The organism is Haloparvum alkalitolerans (assembly GCF_050122995.1).
In the GTDB taxonomy this organism is placed as follows: Archaea; Halobacteriota; Halobacteria; order Halobacteriales; family Haloferacaceae; genus Haloparvum; species Haloparvum alkalitolerans.
Window position 1 is genome coordinate 117,605 of the sequence record NZ_JBNLIA010000004.1, and the last position, 16,041, is coordinate 133,645.

Annotated in this window: 16 protein-coding genes and 1 tRNA gene; 9 read left to right on the forward strand and 8 right to left on the reverse strand. The window is 69.0% G+C overall.

All coding sequences use genetic code 11. The features are described 5' to 3' along the window. Nucleotides 1-18: 18 nt before the first annotated feature. Entirely contained in the window at nucleotides 19-1,449 is a 1,431-nt protein-coding gene (locus ACQE3L_RS06255) for a hypothetical protein (RefSeq protein ID WP_426962909.1), read from the forward strand. 14 nt (nucleotides 1,450-1,463) lie between these two features. Here the strand turns inward: ACQE3L_RS06255 and ACQE3L_RS06260 are convergent, their stop codons facing one another. Both ACQE3L_RS06260 and ACQE3L_RS06265 read right to left on the reverse strand, forming a co-directional pair. Then, on the reverse strand, nucleotides 1,464-2,447 hold the full coding sequence (locus ACQE3L_RS06260; RefSeq protein ID WP_426962910.1) for a hypothetical protein: 984 nt from the start codon (nucleotides 2,445-2,447) through the stop codon (nucleotides 1,464-1,466). Further along, a complete protein-coding gene (locus tag ACQE3L_RS06265; protein WP_426962911.1) occupies nucleotides 2,437-4,587 on the reverse strand; it encodes a hypothetical protein in 2,151 nt (716 codons plus the stop codon). Before ACQE3L_RS06265 ends, ACQE3L_RS06260 begins: the two co-directional genes overlap by 11 nt. A 104-nt stretch (nucleotides 4,588-4,691) precedes the next feature. On the opposite strand from ACQE3L_RS06265, the gene pdxS reads away from it, so the two are divergent. Continuing rightward, nucleotides 4,692-5,600 carry a pyridoxal 5'-phosphate synthase lyase subunit PdxS gene (gene pdxS, locus ACQE3L_RS06270; RefSeq protein WP_426962912.1) on the forward strand — a complete coding sequence of 303 codons (909 nt, stop codon included), beginning with the start codon at nucleotides 4,692-4,694 and terminating at the stop codon, nucleotides 5,598-5,600. Between the two features lie 93 nt (nucleotides 5,601-5,693). Here the strand turns inward: pdxS and ACQE3L_RS06275 are convergent, their stop codons facing one another. Next, the gene (locus tag ACQE3L_RS06275) at nucleotides 5,694-6,578 is read right to left on the reverse strand and encodes a homoserine kinase (protein WP_426962913.1); all 885 of its coding nucleotides are present in this window, start codon (nucleotides 6,576-6,578) and stop codon (nucleotides 5,694-5,696) included. 55 nt (nucleotides 6,579-6,633) lie between these two features. Continuing rightward, entirely contained in the window at nucleotides 6,634-6,885 is a 252-nt protein-coding gene (locus ACQE3L_RS06280) for a DUF8006 family protein (protein ID WP_426963105.1), read from the reverse strand. 351 nt (nucleotides 6,886-7,236) lie between these two features. On the opposite strand from ACQE3L_RS06280, the gene ACQE3L_RS06285 reads away from it, so the two are divergent. The 3 genes from ACQE3L_RS06285 (at nucleotide 7,237) to ACQE3L_RS06295 (ending at nucleotide 9,109) form a co-directional block, all read left to right on the forward strand. Further along, on the forward strand, nucleotides 7,237-7,698 hold the full coding sequence (locus tag ACQE3L_RS06285) for a type IV pilin domain-containing protein (protein WP_426962914.1): 462 nt from the start codon (nucleotides 7,237-7,239) through the stop codon (nucleotides 7,696-7,698). A 2-nt stretch (nucleotides 7,699-7,700) separates the two neighbouring features. Next, nucleotides 7,701-8,255 carry a type IV pilin domain-containing protein gene (locus ACQE3L_RS06290; RefSeq protein ID WP_426962915.1) on the forward strand — a complete coding sequence of 185 codons (555 nt, stop codon included), beginning with the start codon at nucleotides 7,701-7,703 and terminating at the stop codon, nucleotides 8,253-8,255. 110 nt (nucleotides 8,256-8,365) lie between these two features. Continuing rightward, nucleotides 8,366-9,109: a hypothetical protein gene (locus ACQE3L_RS06295; RefSeq protein ID WP_426962916.1), complete on the forward strand. Its 744-nt coding sequence runs from the start codon at nucleotides 8,366-8,368 to the stop codon at nucleotides 9,107-9,109. Between the two features lie 295 nt (nucleotides 9,110-9,404). On the opposite strand, the gene ACQE3L_RS06300 is transcribed toward ACQE3L_RS06295, so the two are convergent. After that, nucleotides 9,405-9,478, reverse strand: a tRNA-Ile gene (locus ACQE3L_RS06300). Nucleotides 9,479-9,581: 103 nt separating this feature from the next. Next, entirely contained in the window at nucleotides 9,582-10,223 is a 642-nt protein-coding gene (locus ACQE3L_RS06305; protein WP_426962917.1) for an FxsA family protein, read from the reverse strand. 101 nt (nucleotides 10,224-10,324) lie between these two features. Here ACQE3L_RS06305 and ACQE3L_RS06310 point away from each other — a divergent pair, with 101 nt between their 5' ends. The 3 genes from ACQE3L_RS06310 (at nucleotide 10,325) to ACQE3L_RS06320 (ending at nucleotide 13,145) form a co-directional block, all read left to right on the forward strand. Next, nucleotides 10,325-11,026 (forward strand): DUF1405 domain-containing protein, encoded by a 702-nt coding sequence (locus ACQE3L_RS06310; protein WP_426962918.1) that lies wholly within the window; start codon nucleotides 10,325-10,327, stop codon nucleotides 11,024-11,026. 24 nt (nucleotides 11,027-11,050) lie between these two features. Further along, nucleotides 11,051-12,097, forward strand: coding sequence for a hypothetical protein (locus ACQE3L_RS06315; RefSeq protein ID WP_426962919.1), 1,047 nt, complete (start codon nucleotides 11,051-11,053; stop codon nucleotides 12,095-12,097). Nucleotides 12,098-12,653: 556 nt separating this feature from the next. Then, nucleotides 12,654-13,145, forward strand: coding sequence for a DUF7979 domain-containing protein (locus ACQE3L_RS06320; RefSeq protein ID WP_426962920.1), 492 nt, complete (start codon nucleotides 12,654-12,656; stop codon nucleotides 13,143-13,145). Nucleotides 13,146-13,205: 60 nt separating this feature from the next. Here the strand turns inward: ACQE3L_RS06320 and ACQE3L_RS06325 are convergent, their stop codons facing one another. After that, on the reverse strand, nucleotides 13,206-13,907 hold the full coding sequence (locus tag ACQE3L_RS06325; protein WP_426962921.1) for a hypothetical protein: 702 nt from the start codon (nucleotides 13,905-13,907) through the stop codon (nucleotides 13,206-13,208). Between the two features lie 162 nt (nucleotides 13,908-14,069). Here ACQE3L_RS06325 and ACQE3L_RS06330 point away from each other — a divergent pair, with 162 nt between their 5' ends. Further along, complete coding sequence (locus tag ACQE3L_RS06330) at nucleotides 14,070-15,248, forward strand: inorganic phosphate transporter (RefSeq protein WP_426962922.1); 1,179 nt, start codon at nucleotides 14,070-14,072, stop codon at nucleotides 15,246-15,248. Nucleotides 15,249-15,295: 47 nt separating this feature from the next. On the opposite strand, the gene ACQE3L_RS06335 is transcribed toward ACQE3L_RS06330, so the two are convergent. Then, nucleotides 15,296-15,940 (reverse strand): DUF4870 domain-containing protein, encoded by a 645-nt coding sequence (locus ACQE3L_RS06335; protein WP_426962923.1) that lies wholly within the window; start codon nucleotides 15,938-15,940, stop codon nucleotides 15,296-15,298. Between the last annotated feature and the right edge of the window lie 101 nt (nucleotides 15,941-16,041).

The window sequence follows — 16,041 nt, forward strand, 5'->3', positions numbered from 1 at the left end:
GGCGAGCGTTCCGCCACCATGTCTCAGTCAAAGGACGCCTTCGAGCTAGCCACCGTCGTCGGGTCGTTCGTCCTGCTCGCCCTGTCCACGCGACCGATAGTGACGGCTGCGGACCGCGTCTGGACCGACGAGGGGCTCATCTACGGGCTCACGTCGGTGCTGGGCGGACCGTTCGGCGGCAACCTCGACGTGCCGGTGCTGCTGGTCTGTGGTCTGCTCGCGGGCTGGCTGCTGCTGTTCTGTCTCGACGGGACCAAGCGCGTGCAGGCGCTGTTCGTGCTGGTCGGCGTCGGCGTCCCGCTCGGCCTGTTCGTCGACCAGACCGGCCGCCTCGCCGAGGCCGTGGTCCGCACGCCGTGGGCCGCCGCGGTCGGGCTCGCGGCCGGCCTCCTGTCGGGAACGGCCACCTCCTCCCGGTTCTACGGCGTCAAGCGCCCGCCGGACCTCTCCCCGGTAGAGAAGCTGCGGTGGATCCAGTTCCCCGCGGCCGGCGGCGCCTTCCGCTACGGCATGACCGCCGTCGCCGCGGTCGTGGTCGTCGACTACGCGACGACCGTGGGTGGCGTGCTGGATAGGCTCCTCGTCGCGGTGGCGGGTGTCGTACTTGTCGGGGCGCTGTCGGTGTTCATGCGCTACGACCAGCGGCGGACGACGGTGGTCGTCTCGCCGCCCGACTTCGCGGGCGAGTACAAGTACCAGCCGTACGTCGTCGGCGGGCTCTACGAGGCCGTCGAGCTGGATCGACACGGCTACCCGATCGAGGGCGACGGCGAGTTGGTCGACGCGAGCACGCCCGACAGCCTCTCGGACCTACAGGACCGGTTCGCTTCCTCGGTGGCGTTCGGCTTCGTCTCCTCGATGTTCCGCGGGTTGCCCGGGGTTCCGGACGACCTCGCCGAGCGGCTCTTCCTCCGGACGGTGATCATCGAGTCCGAGGGATGGACGACCGACCAGATCGGCGAGGTCGACCCGGACCCGGGGCCGGCGGTGCTTCCGGCGGGCGTCGCGCGTGGGGTCGCGCGCGTCCGCTATCACCTCCGACGGTTCGTCCCGGTCCCGGTCCGCCGGGCGCTGCAGGGAACTCACAGCTCCATCCTCGACCGCCTCGAGGACGCCGACACGATACTCCTCGTCGGGCCGACGCCCGGTCCCGACGAGGAGGCTCCCGAGGGAACGGACACGCTCGCAGCGCTGTGTGAGCGGTTCGGGGACCGTGCAGGGACCGACGTGGTCCTCGCGACCACGGAGGCCGGGCCGGTCGCCGAGGCGGAGGGACTGGCCCCGGACAGCCGGGTGTTCAAGCGGACCGTCGCGGTCCACCGGCTCGGCGTCGACGACGCCGCCTTCGGGACGGTCGCGGTCGTTCCGACCGACCGCTTCAACGTCGATCGCACCGCGGGACGGCCGGCCGAGGGCTTCGACGACCTGCTCGAGGAAGTCTCCGGGTAGTTCCCGCGGGGGCGTTATCGCCACACCAGCAGGAGCGTCGCCGCCGCCACGCCGGTCCCGACCGCCCCGAGCAGCGGGGCGCCGCCGGCGACCCCGCCGACGATCAACAGGACTCCGCCGAGCAGTCCCGCGCCGGTGAGGACACCGCCGAGCCCGAACGCCCGTTCTTCGTCGGGCCGTGACGTCTCCGCCCCGTCGGCCGTCTCAGCTTCGTCGGCCGTCTCCGCCCCGTCAGCCGTCTCAGCCCCGTCGGCCGTCTCCGCATCGCCGTGGACGCCAGGCGTGCGGTCCGGGCCGCCGGACTCCTCGGTTTCGGTACCTCGTCGCTCGTGACTGAGGACCGTCATCCCCGTCTCGTCGTCCCGTATCCGAACGGCGAGCCCCGGCGCGAGGTGGTCGGTTCGCGCGGTCCGTGCGACGACGGCGCCTCCGACCGACGCCGGGTCGAGGCCGGATTCGCGAAGCGCGTCCAGCAGCGCGAGCCCCGCACCGAACGTGCCGACACCGACCGTGACGGGCGGGTCGGACTCGTCACGTTCCCGCAGCAGGGACGCCACCGACTCTGCGAGGTCCTCGAACTCCTCCGGGAGCGCGTCCTCCGTCGTCCCGCCTTTCGGCCCCGCCGTCTCGCTTTCCTGTTCCTCCGTCGGTGTGTTCCCCGCGCTCCCGAGAAACCGCCGGAACGGTTCCCCCTCCGGCGTGTCGGTGCGGATCGCCCACCGGTCGCGGCGGCTGAACACCTCGGCGACCGCGGCGTGAAACGTCCCGGCCGAGAGGGGTTCGTCCGCGTCGGGGCACACGACCGCGTAGAACAGTTCCTCCGAACGACGCCGGACGGGCACGACGCCGCGGACTTCCCCCCGCTCCGGGTCGACCACGAGCCGGACGCCGGCGTGAAAGTCCCGCTGGACGAGGTCGCGCTCCGTCTCGTCGACGCCCTCGGGGCCGCGGACGAGACACTGGCCGCTCGCGACCGCGTAGACGCGGCTACTCGACATCGACGGCCGCCCCGCCTGACTCGCGGTCGGGCCCGCCGTCCCGGTCGGAGTCGGTCGGTCCGCCGGCCTCCGGGTCCGAGGCGACCTGCGGTCCGTCGACGCGTGCGCTGCCGCTTCGGTCGGCCGCGTCGTCGCGGGCGTCCTCCATCGCCTCCTGTGCGGCGGCGTACATGACGCGGTAGCCGGACTCGATCACGGAGTCGTCGCCGCCGGTCAGCGACGCCTGCTCCAGCAGCCGCCGGTTCTCGAACCGGTCGAGGACCAGGTCCGAACCCTGGAGGATCGTGTCATTCTTGATCTCGATGCCGGGCGTCTCCGTGGCGGTCCGGTTCTCGTCGATCTCGAACCAGACCGGGTAGACGAACGCCTCGAACGTGTCGGAGAGCATCTGGTCGAACTCCGGGAACGCGTTCTCGATGTACTCCTTCTGGATCCACCGCGCGTGGACCTTCCGTCCCTGTCGGTCGTGTCTGAGGAACTCGGTTGGGGTCGTGTCGAACAGCCCGGCCTCGCTCGCTCGCTCGACGTGTTCTGCGAGGGCGCCGCCGTGGCCGGAGCGGTCGGCCAGCCGCGACGCGTCCTCGTAGACGCTGAGGAAGTCCTCGTTGATCAGGTCCGACATCGTCGTCGTCCAGACGAAGCTCTTGCGCCGGTCGTCGTTGAGGATCCTGATGAGCTCCTTGTACTCCTCCTTGTACTCGTCGCGGCCCGAGCGGTCGCGGGCGACGTAGTAGTAGTTGCCGTCGGGCGTCCGCGGGAGGTACTCCAGTTCGCCCCACGGGTCCGGGTACGGCTCGCCGGTGTCGGCGTACCGAAGCTCCCCCGCCTCTCGGTGGACGCGGTCCGCGCTCCCGTCCGGCGTCCTGACGACGAACTCGCCGTCCGCCTCGGCCGGCTCGATCAGCTTGACGCTGTCGAGGTACCCCGGCGTGTTGCCACGCTCGATGGCCCGGCTCAGGAAGTCGTCCAGCGGGATCGTGAACACCACGATGTCGGCCGCGTCGACGAGCTTCGCGAGCGCCATCATCTCGTGTGCGGCGTCCTCTTCGAGGTCGCGCACTCCCTCGTCCCAGGAGTCCTCGCGCTCGTCGAGGGGGACGAAGCGCTTCACGGCCGCGGTCAGCCGCCCGAACAGCGACGGCTCCTGTCGCTGCCGGTAGTTGATGATCCGGTCCGAAAGCGGCTCCTCCGACCCCTGTCCCGTGAGCTTCTCGCCGGGGTAGTCCAGCGTGCTGATGGTGTGCCGCTTCCGGAACACCGGTCGGTTGGACATGTACCTGAACTCGTGGTAGGTGACCTCGTCCGTGAGGTTCGGGAACCGCCGTTCGTCCTCGAGCCGCGACCGGATCTCGTCGAGGGAGCCGTCGCCGTCGCCCTCGCGCGCCTCGCGGTCCACGTCGCCCGCGAGGCCGCCGATCATCGAAGTCTTCCCCGACCGCGCCGGGCCGAGCTGGACGATCTTCACGTCGCTGTCGTACTGCGTGAACTTGTAGAAGAGTAGCGCGAGCACCAGGCCGGTCGCGCCGTGTACCGGCACGTCGTTCACGGCGGTGAGCCCGGGCGATCCGGTCCCCAGCCCGAGGTGGAGGTCCGCCAGCCCGACCACGACCGTCGCGACGACGCCTGCGAAAAGCAGCGTGGGCGCGCGACGGAAGGAGACCGGCGGAACGCCGCGCAGCCGCTTCGCGCGCCCGACGAGGCGCTGCACGAGCGGCAGTCCGCCCGCCTGCGCGCCGGCGACGACCGCCACCACGCCGAGCGAGGCCGTCCCGATCGTCACGTCGCCGATCAGCGCCGGGCGGAGCGCGCCGGCGGCGTACGCCGCGGCGCCGAGCAGCGTCAGCGGCGCGAACGTCTGATACCGTTTGTACGTGTCGAAGGCCCACACCAGGGACACGCCGAGTGCGACGCCGAACACGCTCACCTGTGCGCGGAGCGGACCGCCGAGCACCTCCGACAGCAGCGCGAACGCCGCGAACAGCAGTCCCTCGTTGCTCCACGCGGCCGCGAGGACGTCGCCGGTGAAGAACGTCGCAGTCGCCGCGATCCCCACCAGGTACGCGGCCGCGACCCCCACGTCAACCACGCCGGGCTGCTGGATCCACTCGCGCAGCCCCCCGCTCCCGATCTCGTTGTTCACGTTGAGTTCCATTTCGTCGTTGATACAAAACTGTTTTTCCACCGCATCGTCCCGCTCGGTTCGTGAAAGCAACCCGTTAAGTGGTGGCCGGTCCTATCTCAGGTATGGCCGACGCAACGGATCTGGAGGAGCTCAAACGCGGAACGGAGCTCGTGAAGCGAGGCTTCGCGCGGATGCAGAAGGGCGGCGTTATCATGGACGTCGTCACGCGCGAGCAGGCACGGATCGCAGAGGACGCGGGTGCGGTCGCCGTGATGGCGCTGGAGGCCGTCCCGGCGGACATCCGCAAGCGCGGGGGCGTCGCGCGGATGCCCGACCCCGCGAACGTGACCGAGATCATCGACGAGGTGTCGATCCCGGTGATGGGGAAATCCCGGATCGGCCACCTCAAGGAGGCGGAGATCCTGGAGGCGCTCGGCGTCGACATGATCGACGAGTCCGAGGTGCTGACGCCCGCGGACGACGAGTACCACATCGACAAGCGCGGCTTCACGTCGCCGTTCGTCTGCGGCGCGCGCAACCTCCCCGAGGCGCTCCGCCGCATCAACGAGGGCGCGGCGATGATCCGCACGAAGGGCGAGGCCGGCACGGGCGACGTGAACCAGGCCGTCGAACACCAGCGCACGATGCAGCGCCAGATCCGCGAGATCTCCGGCCTGGCGTACGACGAGCGCGAGAAGTGGGCCCGCGAGCACGGCGCTCCGCGCGAACTCGTCCACGAGACCGCGGAGCAGGAGCGGCTCCCGGTCGTCAACTTCGCGGCGGGCGGCATCGCGACGCCCGCGGACGCGGCGCTGATGATGCACTACGACTGCGACGGCATCTTCGTCGGGTCCGGTATCTTCGGCGCGGAGGACCCCGTCGAGATGGGCAACGCCATCGTCGAGGCGGTCAACAACTGGGACGACCCCGAGGAGCTGGCGGAGATCGCCAGCGACATCGGCAAGGGGATGAAGGGCCAGTCGAAGGACTCGATCCCGGAAGAGGAGCGGCTCGAAGGCCGCGGCGTCTGACTGGCCGACTGCGACCGACTTCTCTCGCGGACCGCCCGCGAACCGTTTCGATGCCGACGCTCGGACAGCGACGAGCGGCCGCGCTCCGCGCGGTCAGTCCCGGTCCAGCACGGTCGCCCCCTCGCCGATCCGGGTCTGGTAGGCGCGCGACTCCACGCTCGCCTCGGCGAACGCGTCCACCATCGCGGCGGCGATGTCGCGGCGGCGTTCCTCCGGACAGGCCGCGATGACGGTCGGGCCGGCACCGCTGACCGTGACGCCGGTCGCGCCCGCCGCGACCGCCGCCTCGTGGACGTCCTCGTACCCGGTGATGAGCCGTGCGCGGGCGGGCGTGACGACCGGGTCGTCCATGCCCGTCCCCACGAGGTTCGGGTCCGAGCGGCACATGCCGACCGCGAGCGTCGCGGCGTTGCCGACCGTCTCCACGAGTTCGTCCATGGTGGCGTTCTCGGGGACGACGCGCCGCGCGTCGCGGGTCGAGACCGCGACCTCCGGCAGACAGGTGACGAGCGGTACGTCGGCGTCCACGGAGTGCGTCCCGTGGCCGGTCGTCACCGTGAAGCCGCCGAGGATCGCCGGCGCGACGTTGTCCGCGTGCGCGACGCCCGAGACGACGGCCTCGCCCTCCGCGGCGATGGGGACGAGCTCCTCGCGGGAGAGCCCGCGGTCGTACAGCTCGTTGAGTCCGACCGCCGCGGCCGCGGCGCTGGCCGCCGACGAGCCGAGTCCGGAGGCGGGCCGGATGCCCTTGTCGATGTGGATGTGAGCGGGTGCGTCCAGCGCCTCGACGACCGCGCCGACCGTGTTCTCCTCGGGGTCTTCGGGGATGTACTGCGAGCCGACGCCCGTCACCTCGATGGTGGTGGTCTCGGCCCGCTCGACGGAGACGACGTCGGCCGGGCGCGAGAGCGCGGCCCCGAACACGTCGAAGCCGCTGCCGAGGTTGGCGCTCGTCGCCGGCGCCCGTACCGTGATCATGCAGGTGGGTAACCGCCTGCGGTGAAAAAGGGGCTGGTTCGCGGAACGCTCGCCGTCACTCGGACGCGGTCGTCCACAGCAGCGGCCCGATCAGGATCAACGCGATCCCGAGGAGGACGTACACGGTTGGCAGCAGGGTGAACGGCATGATCATGAAGATGAGCCCGAACAGCGTCACGTTGGCCGCGAGCGCCTCCTGGGACTTCAGCGGTAGCACCCCGAGCGTCGTGACTGCGAACGCCAAGAGCAGTACGTGCCCCACGTGGTAATCCAGCAGGAAACTGTCTATGAGCTGCAGGGGGAGCATTCTTGGTTCCACCTGCGGCTGATTCGCGCATTAAAGTTCCGTTTCGGAGGGGAGATGCCGTCGACGCGCTCCGCGAACCGCGACGATCGCTCCATTCGGTATGGTCGTCGCTCTGGTGCCCCGATCACCACACAGTTTTCCGATGCCGATCGTGTCAGAGCGCACTAATTATTAATTCTGATACCCAATCCCACAGATATAAGTCTCGGAGAGGAGTTCCTGCGGCTAGACGCACACGACTCGGTACGAAAGGGGGGCCGACCAGTGGGTTCCGAGAACCCGTTGGTCATCTAATAGGTTTGGCTGTTAGACCTTACCTCTTTCGCTCGGGTTGGTGTGTCCGATACACCAATGCAACTACGCAACCTACTGTCAGACGATCGGGCGGTGAGTCCGGTTATTGGCGTGATCCTCATGGTCGCCATCACCGTGATTCTCGCCGCCGTGATCGGGACGTTCGTTCTCGGTCTCGGTGACTCGGTGCAGCAGACAAGTCCGTCCGCGAGTTTCGGCTTCGACTACGGTGACACGCCCGCGGACAACGTGACGATTGCCCACGAGGGCGGCGACTCGATCGACAACTCGACGCTTTCGGTCAACGTGGAGGGGGCGGATGAAGGAACGTGGCCGGAGGCTGACGGAACGGTAAGCGCCGGGAGTTCGATAACTCTCGGGAGCGATGCTGCGGCAGATATCACGAGCACCCAATTTGATGCGGGCGCGTGGTCTGGCGAGGAGATACGCATCGTCTGGACTTCCAACGATGGTTCCAGTTCCCAGACTGTGGGGAGCTCCACCGCACCGAGTAACTAACGATGGAAATACGTAGCATATTCACGGACGATCGTGCTGTCTCGCCGGTCATTGGGGTCATCCTCATGGTCGCGATTACTGTCATCCTCGCGGCCGTCATCGGGACATTCGTGCTCGGGCTCGGCGATTCGCTGCAGACGCAGAGCCCGTCTGTGTCTTTCGCCGGTGATCAGGGAACGACGACGATCAACAACAGCGGTGGGTCCGACGTTGACGTGACCTCGCTAACCATCTCCCATGAGGGTGGTGACAGTGTTTCCGAGAGTCAGTTGAGCGTAACCGTCAGCGGCAACACCGCCTATGGCTACAACACCACGAGCGAGGAAGCCGAAGCCGTCTGGAACGGATCGGGCGACGTGCAAGCCGGATCCAGCGTGACGGTCGTCGCATCCAGTTCGGGATCCGCGAGCGGCCAGTACACCACGAGCGGAGGCGCCATTGACGGAGTAGACACCGGAAGTGCGACCGGTCTCTCCGAGGGTGACACCGCGCGTGTCATCTGGACCTCGAACGACGGATCCAGTTCGCAGACGCTGTTCACCCGCGACATCAACTAGCGCGCTATCGAAGCGCGTTCCCCATTATTCACTCATACCGCATGCCAATCACGGCCGCCGCAGTCGCTCGAACATACTCCGCTCGCGAGTATCCCGACCCGTTCCAGAAGGTGCTCGACTACCGGCGCGTCCAGCAGTACGCGGCCGACCACCCGAACGCCGGCCGCGTCGCGGTCGGGAACGCGCTCGAACTCCCGCCGGGCCGCGTCCGTGGGTGGCTCAACGGCAGCCGGCCGGCTCCCGTTCGGGGCATCCAGACAGCCCACGCCCACGGATGGATCGACCCCGAACCCGACATGCTGGACTCGCTCGTCGAGCTGCTCGCGCACGTCCTCGCGGGCGGCTCCATTCCCGCGGAGACGTACCTGCCTACCCTCACGCCCGGCCGCCGCGTCCCGGTCGAGACGCTCGTCGACGCGATCGAGGCCGTCGGGTGTCAGGCGACGGTCCACCGCCGCGCAGACGACGACCGGCCGCCAAAGGTAACTCCCGCGACTGACGGCGCTATCCTGGGGCGTGTGCTCGTCGCAGCAGGCGCGCCGGCGGGTCCAAAAACGCAGATGAGCGGTCTCCCGGAAGTAGTGCGGCTCGCGGACGCATCCTCTCGTCGGGCGTTTGCGGAGGTGTACGCCAAACATCGAGCCGTGAGTTACTCGGAAAAGGACACAACGCGGATCCTCGAAGATCGGTCACAGGCATATCGGCACAGCCTTCGAGACTTGCTCGCGGCCGCCACGGAGGAATCGGTGACTGTCAACGAATGCGGAATTACCCTCTCTGCGGCCGCATCTCGGGCGCTCGGTGTCGACCGTGAATCGACGAACCGGAGTAGTTCCAAACAGGCACCGAGATAGCGGATCCGCGTCGAGACTCACCGCCACCGACTCTCGACGCTCGTCCGATACCGCAACCCGATTACGAGGAGTATCTCTGATCATGACAGACCCCGCGTTCGGCGGTCGACTGCAGCCGCATCATGCCGCGGCACCTCCGGTAACGAAGATCGCGGTACGCTACCCAGGTGCAGGGTAGAACGAGCAGGGACACCCCGATATAGTGGGCTCTCAATGCCGTTAGAATACCGAAATTGGGTGGCTGGGGAGTTCCCGGCCCCAATTTCCCCCGGCCGGAAACGGCCAGGGAAGTAGGTGGGCCAACACGGATTTGAACCGTGGACCTCCCGGTTATCAGCCGAGCGCTCAACCTGACTGAGCTATTGGCCCAGGTGAGCGCATTCATTCGTTGCGCGGGTAATCGTTTAAGCGTTTCCTTTCAGCAGCACGCCGTCGTCTGTCGGTTTTCGACGTGGTACCGCTTCGCACGACGCTACTCTCGGCGCTCGTCGTTCCCGTCCTCTACGGTGTAGTCGACGTCTACGACGTCGTCGCCGGCGTCCGTTCGGCCGCCGTTCGCGCTCCCGGTCGGCTCCGCGCTCGCTCCGTCGGTGCCGTCCTCGGCCCCGTCGGCGGCGGGTCCGGAGCCGCCCGGGCCGGGCGCGTCGGGGCCGGTCGGACCGACTCCCCCGAAGCCGTCGAACTCGTCGCCATCCGGGAACCCGCCGATCCAGACGTTACCGGTCGCGAAGCCGCCGGTCTGCCTGTCGAGGTACGGGACCACGACGAAGCGCTTGAGCCCGGCGCGGAGGGGGATGCGCGTCGGCGGCAGCGCGAGCAGGAACCCGAGGGCGTCGGTGACCAGTCCCGGGGTGAGCAGGAACGCGCCGGCCGCGATGAGCATCGCGCCGTCGAGCAGTTCGTCGGTCGGCGGCTCGCCGCTGGCCGCCTTGCGCTGGATCCGGGCGAGCGTGTGCCGCCCCTCGGCGCGAACGAGCAGGGTGCCGAGGAGGGCGGTCAGGACGACGAGCGCGACCGTCACCTGCCAGCCGACCGCGTCCGCGACGACGACGAGGAAGAGCGCGTCCGCCAGCGGGATCAACAGAAACAGCGCGAACAGGTAGCGCAGGCGCATGGCCCGACGTTCCCGCCCGCGGCCCATAGCCCTTTTCGTCGGCCACGGCGTCGGCACGGCCGACCGCCATCGCTTTGTCGCCCCCGTGCGACCGTCAGCACATGACGCGAGGCACGCCGACCGATCCCCCCGAGCGCGACCCGCTCCCGCGCTGGCTCGCGCCGCTGCCGGCGCGCCTGGAGGCGGTCGCGTTGCGGTTCGTCTGGGTCATCGTCGCGATCAACCTCGTCGGGACGGCGTTCGGCTTCTGGTACTACCGGGCGCAGTTCGCGCGGACGCCGGTCGAGATGTGGGCCTTCGTCCCCGACAGCCCCGGCGCGACGCTGCTGATCGCGCTCGCGCTCGCCGCGTGGGCGGTGGGGAAGCCCAACGACACGCTCTCGGCGCTGGCGTTCGTCGGCAACATCAAGCTCGGGCTGTGGACGCCGTACGTGCTCGCCGCGTTCGCGCCGGGCTTTCTCGCGTACACTCACCCGGCGATGTACGCGTTCCTGTTCGTGAGCCACGTCGCGATGGCGGTGCAGGCGTTCCTACTCCACCGTATCACGGACTTCCCGCTGAAGGCGGTCGGGATTGCGACCGCGTGGTACACGGTCGACCTCCTGATGGACTACTTCGTCCCGCTCGCCGGCTCGGTGACGCACACGGCGGTCCCGTACGCCGGGTCGACGCCGTGGTGGACCACGACGGTGCTGCAGGTCGCGGCCGCCGGCGCCGTCGTCCTAACGGTCGGTCCGCTGTTTCTGGCGCTGGCGACTCGGGTGCGGAAGGCCGAACGCCACGCGCTCGGCTGGGGGAGCTAAGGCGCCCGCGACCGAACGGCGGGTATGTCCCTCTACGACGCGGTCGCGGACCTGCCGCTCCGGATCGAGGAGGAGTCCCGCGAGCAGCTGCGCGCGGACACGACCAGCGACTTCGAGCGCGTGACCACGGAGGTCGCACTCGCGGGCGACGGCGCGGTCGGGCGCGGCGAGGACGTGAGCTACGACCCCGCCGACCACGAGGCGCTCGCGGACGCGCCCGCCTTCGGCCTGACCGGCGAGTGGACGGTCGACGAGTTCTCCGCGCACCTCGCGGACATCGACCTGTTCCCGACGCGCGAGCCGGAGGGCGAGGGACCCCGACACTACCGCCGGTGGGCTTACGAGAGCGCCGCGCTCGACCTGGCGCTCCGGCAGGCCGACACGGATCTCGGATCGGTGCTCGACCGCGAGGCCGACCCGCTCCGCTTCGTCGTCTCGACGCGGCTCGGCGACCCGCCGACCGCGGACCGCGTCGAGCGACTGCTCGCGGACGCCCCGGACCGCGAGTTCAAGCTCGATCCGACGCCCGCGTGGACCCAGGACCTGGTCGCCGCGCTCGCGGACACCGACGCCGTCCGCGTCGTCGACCTGAAGGGCTGGTACGAGGGAACCGACGTCGACGTGCCCGCCGACCCGGAGCTGTACGAGCTCGTGCTCGAGGCCTTCGGCGACGCGGTCGTGGAGGACGCCGCGTTCACCGACGCGACCGCGCCCCTGCTCGAACCGGAGGCGGACCGCCTCGCGTTCGACTACCCCGTCACCGGCCTCGCGAGCCTCCGGGACCTCCCGGTCGAACCGGGCTGGTGCAACGTGAAGCCCTCGCGGTTCGGCTCCGTGGAGTCGCTGTTCGAGACGGTCGAGTTCTGTCTCGAGGAGGGAATCCGCCTCTACGGGGGCGGCCAGTTCGAACTCGGCGCCGGCCGCGAGACCGTCCAACTGCTCGCGGCCCTGCTGTACCCCGACGCCCCGAACGACGTGGCGCCCGGCGTGTTCAACGACCCCGACGCGACCGGTCCCTACCCGACCAGTCCGCTGGAGATTCCGGATGTCTCGGGTCTCCGGTGGGCTTGATCGGTCAGCCGTATCGGTGAAAAATCGCGATACTGCGTGTTACAGACCGATCCAGAAACATCACTTTTCTGAAACTCGCGAAGCGGTGCGGTTGCGGTGCTGTGCTGTCGGCGCGCGCCGCGGCGACCGCTCCGCGTGTCGCCGCGACCGCGCGAGGGAGGCGGTGGCGCGGCCGCATTGCGGTGCGGTTTCGCGGCCGCGCCACCGCCGAGGCTGGGGAGGTGTGAGGCCTACGGTGCGGTCGCGGGGCGGTGGGTGGGACTGAAAGGGGCAGACGGCTCGGTCCGGCCCCGACGACGTAAGCACCGCAGCGGGCTGTGCGGAGAGCGAGGAGCGCAGCGAGGCGCGGCCGGTCGAGCCGACTGGGGCTTTCTGGGCGTTGTTGTCGAGCGCAGCAGGACCTACAACAGAAACAGAAAAACCACTGTCTGACAGAAAAACAGGACAACCACCGTACTCCACTAAGTATCGCGCTCTTTCACGCCCCGCGTCGACACCGCGACGAGTCGCCTCTGGTCACCGAAAGAGGTGAGGGGCGGACCGACGAACAGGGGGTATGCGCCGCGTCCTCGCCGTCGTGCTGGTCCTCCTCGGCGTCGCCCTGATGGTGAACCCGCTGTACCTCCCGGTCTCCGACGAGGCGGCCGCGGAGCGGTACGTGCACAACGTCGCGCCCGCGGACGGTGCGTTCGGCGAGGACGCTCCCGAGGCGGTCGCCTACGAGGACCTCGACCCCGCCGTCCGCGAGGCGTTCGACCGCGCACGCGCGGCCGACGAGAACGTCTGGGCGACGGGGAACCCCGACGAGCGCGTCGACACGCTCGCGTACCCGCGGTCGCCGAACGCCACCTCGGGGCTCACCGTCGTCGCCGACGGGGGGACCGAATACGCGCTGTGGACCTACACGACGGAACCGGAGCCGCGAACGGTCGTCGCCCAGCGCGTGCTGGTCCAGCCGGGGCTGTTCCTGATCGGGTTCTTCGCGGTCCTCGGCGCGGTCGCGCTCGCGTTTCCGGGCCGTCTCGGAGACGAGTCGGTCGGGGAGTGACCACGCCGCGAAGATGAACGTGTGGGCGACCGCGAGCGAAGCACGTCCCGACGCGAACGGTCAGTCTGACGCTTTGTCGTCGTCCTCGCCGTCCTCTCCCTCGTCGTCGTCTGACTCGTTCGGGGTGTCGCCCGATCCCTCGCCGGCTCCGTCGACTTTCTCCTCGACGGTTTCGTCCACCTTCTCCTCGACCGTCTCCTCCACCGTCTCCTCGACGGTTTCGTCCACCTTCTCCTCGACGGTTTCGTCGACTTTCTCTTCGACCGTCTCGTCCACCTTCTCTTCGACCGTCTCTTCGACCTCCTCGGTGACCTCGCCGACCTTCTCCTCGACCGTCTCCTCGACCTCTTCGGTGACCTCGCCGACCTTCTCCTCGACTGCCTCTTCGACGTTCTCGGAGACCTCGTCGACCTTCTTCTCGACCGTCTCCTCGACCTCGTCCGAGACCTCGCCGACCTTCTCCTCGACCTCCTCGGTGCGCGGGCGCCGGTCGACCCGCTCGTTGACCTCCTCGAGCCGTTCGATGACCGCCTCGACCTCGCGGTTGAGCGTCTCCTCGACGTTCTCGGTCACCTCTTCGGTCATCCAGTCGGGGTCGAACCGCGCCATCTTCCAGCCCACGTGGATGGCGTAGGACGCGAGCACCCCGAGCCCGAACGCGACGCCGATCAGCGTCTCGACGTACGCGATCAGGACGACCGCGACGAAGATCATCAGCCCGTACAGCAGGTCGACGATGAAGTCGACGCGGTTCGGGTTCATCGGCCGACCACCACCGCGGGCGGGTCGCGGCTACAGGAATCGTTCATACCGCCAGTTCGTACTCCCCACGGTAATAGCGTCCGCTTCCCGCGGACCGGAGCGCCTGGGTTCGACTCGCACGCGAGACCGGGCGTTTAATTCTCGTCGCCCCCTGGTTCCGGTATGATCGAACTTCTGCTGATCTCCTTCGGCCTGGTCGTCGCCCTGTTCGTCGGGTACAACATCGGGGGCGCGACGACGGGGCCGGCGTTCGGTCCGGCGGTCGGCTCGGACGTGCTCTCGAAGACGGGGGCCGCGGCGCTGATGTCGGTGTTCTTCGCGATCGGCGCGTGGACGATCGGCCGCCGCGTCGTCGACACGCTCGGGAACGACCTCGTGACCCGCGGCGGGATCTTCACGCTGGAGACGAGCATCGTCGTGCTGTTCTTCATCGGCGCGGCGCTGTTCATCGGGAACTACGCGGGCGTCCCGGCCTCGACCTCGATGACCGCGGTCGGGGCCATCGCGGGGCTCGGCGTCGCGACCGGCTCGCTCGACTGGGCCGTGATGGGCGAGATCGCCGTCTGGTGGATCGTCGCGCCGATCATCGGCTTCTGGGTCTCGGGGATGATCGGCCGGTACCTCTACCCGCAGATCAACCGCCGCGTCGCCATCGAGTCCAGCGAGGGGCCGCTGTTCACCGTCGATCGGAGCGGGGTCGTCCCGCGACTGGTCCCGGGCGAGAACACCACACGCCGTGAGGCGGTCGGCTCCGTGGTCGTCATCCTGATCGGCTGTCTGATGGCCTTCTCCTCGGGCACCTCGAACATCGCGAACGCCATCGCGCCGCTGGTCGGGGCGGGGATGGACCTGGAACCGCTGATCGTGCTCGGCAGCGTCGCGGTCGCGGTCGGTGCGTTCACCATCGCGCGCCGGACGCTCGACACGCTCGGCAACGACATCACCAACCTACCGCTGACCGCGTCGATCATCGTCGCGGTCGTTTCCTCGGCCATCGTCACCGGGCTGTCGGCGATCGGCATCCCCGCCTCCTTCGTCATCATCGCGACGATGTCCATCGTCGGCCTCGGCTGGGGCCGCGCGACGCGGACCGTCACGGTCTCACAGAGCATTCGCGGCGAGGGCGAGACGAAGGTCTCCGTCGGCGCGCTGACGGCCGAGGATCCGGGGGACGCCGCCCCGGACATCGGCGACGAGGAGCCCGCGGACATCCCCGCGGCCGCGGACCTGTTCGACCCCGCGACCACCGGCCGCGTCATCATGATGCAGAACGCCGTGCCGGTCATCTCGACGGTCGGCGCCTACGTCACCTTCCTCGTGCTGTTCCGGTTCGTCTGGTAGCCGACGAGGTCCGCGGCGGGCGACCCCCACCGGGGACCGCGGCCGCCTCAGACCAGATCGAGGGTGAGCGGGTACGACCACGCCTCCCCGTCGTTCGCCTTCACCGCGGCGACGACACAGAAGATCAGGTCGAGGAGCCCGACCAGCAGCATGACGAACACCCCGACGACGAGCAGCGTGAGGACCAGCCCGATGATCGAGTAGATCGTCATGAAGATCTGCCAGTTGATCGCGTTACGAGCGTTCTCGCGAACGAACTCGTCCTCGCTCACCACGAGGACGATGACGGGACCGATCACCCACGTGAACAGCGCGAGAACGTGCGTGATCGCGGCCAGCGACGTGTCGTCAGCCGAGGACGCGGCCGCCTCGCTGTCGATCGCAGCGCCACCGGTCGTGACGTCATCCGTTGTCGCGCCGCCGGTCGTGGCGTCATCCGTTGCCGCGCTGCCGGTCGTGACGTCATCCGTCGGGGCCTCACCGAACTCCTCGGGGTCCGACCCACCGGCTTCGGCGTCCGGCCCCTGTTGGTCCTCGGTGTCCGCCGGCTCGGCGTCCGACGGTTCGGCGTCCGTGTCCGCCGACTCCGCGTCCGCGTCGGCCGGTTCGTCCCGTGTCGGTTCGGTACGCTCGTCGTTCGGGTCCGGCTCGTCGTCCGAGCCCGCGGACCCCGGAGGATCGTCAGGTGGCATCACGGACCACCTCATGCCGATGACATAAATCACCTTCGGCGGCGTGAGGTGGGGTCGCTGCCGGTCAGGAGCCGACTTCTTCCCTCATCGGGCCGCGACCG

Bases quoted from the DNA above. Each gene is read 5' to 3' on its own strand.
- ACQE3L_RS06310 (WP_426962918.1), top strand. From the start codon at position 10,325: ATGACGCGAGGCACGCCGACCGATCCCCCCGAGCGCGACCCGCTCCCG.
- ACQE3L_RS06320 (WP_426962920.1), top strand. From the start codon at position 12,654: ATGCGCCGCGTCCTCGCCGTCGTGCTGGTCCTCCTCGGCGTCGCCCTG.
- pdxS (WP_426962912.1), top strand. From the start codon at position 4,692: ATGGCCGACGCAACGGATCTGGAGGAGCTCAAACGCGGAACGGAGCTC.
- ACQE3L_RS06280 (WP_426963105.1), bottom strand. From the start codon at position 6,885: ATGCTCCCCCTGCAGCTCATAGACAGTTTCCTGCTGGATTACCACGTG.
- ACQE3L_RS06325 (WP_426962921.1), bottom strand. From the start codon at position 13,907: ATGAACCCGAACCGCGTCGACTTCATCGTCGACCTGCTGTACGGGCTG.
- ACQE3L_RS06315 (WP_426962919.1), top strand. From the start codon at position 11,051: ATGTCCCTCTACGACGCGGTCGCGGACCTGCCGCTCCGGATCGAGGAG.
- ACQE3L_RS06255 (WP_426962909.1), top strand. From the start codon at position 19: ATGTCTCAGTCAAAGGACGCCTTCGAGCTAGCCACCGTCGTCGGGTCG.
- ACQE3L_RS06335 (WP_426962923.1), bottom strand. From the start codon at position 15,940: ATGCCACCTGACGATCCTCCGGGGTCCGCGGGCTCGGACGACGAGCCG.
- ACQE3L_RS06275 (WP_426962913.1), bottom strand. From the start codon at position 6,578: ATGATCACGGTACGGGCGCCGGCGACGAGCGCCAACCTCGGCAGCGGC.
- ACQE3L_RS06290 (WP_426962915.1), top strand. From the start codon at position 7,701: ATGGAAATACGTAGCATATTCACGGACGATCGTGCTGTCTCGCCGGTC.
- ACQE3L_RS06330 (WP_426962922.1), top strand. From the start codon at position 14,070: ATGATCGAACTTCTGCTGATCTCCTTCGGCCTGGTCGTCGCCCTGTTC.
- ACQE3L_RS06305 (WP_426962917.1), bottom strand. From the start codon at position 10,223: ATGCGCCTGCGCTACCTGTTCGCGCTGTTTCTGTTGATCCCGCTGGCG.
- ACQE3L_RS06260 (WP_426962910.1), bottom strand. From the start codon at position 2,447: ATGTCGAGTAGCCGCGTCTACGCGGTCGCGAGCGGCCAGTGTCTCGTC.
- ACQE3L_RS06285 (WP_426962914.1), top strand. From the start codon at position 7,237: ATGCAACTACGCAACCTACTGTCAGACGATCGGGCGGTGAGTCCGGTT.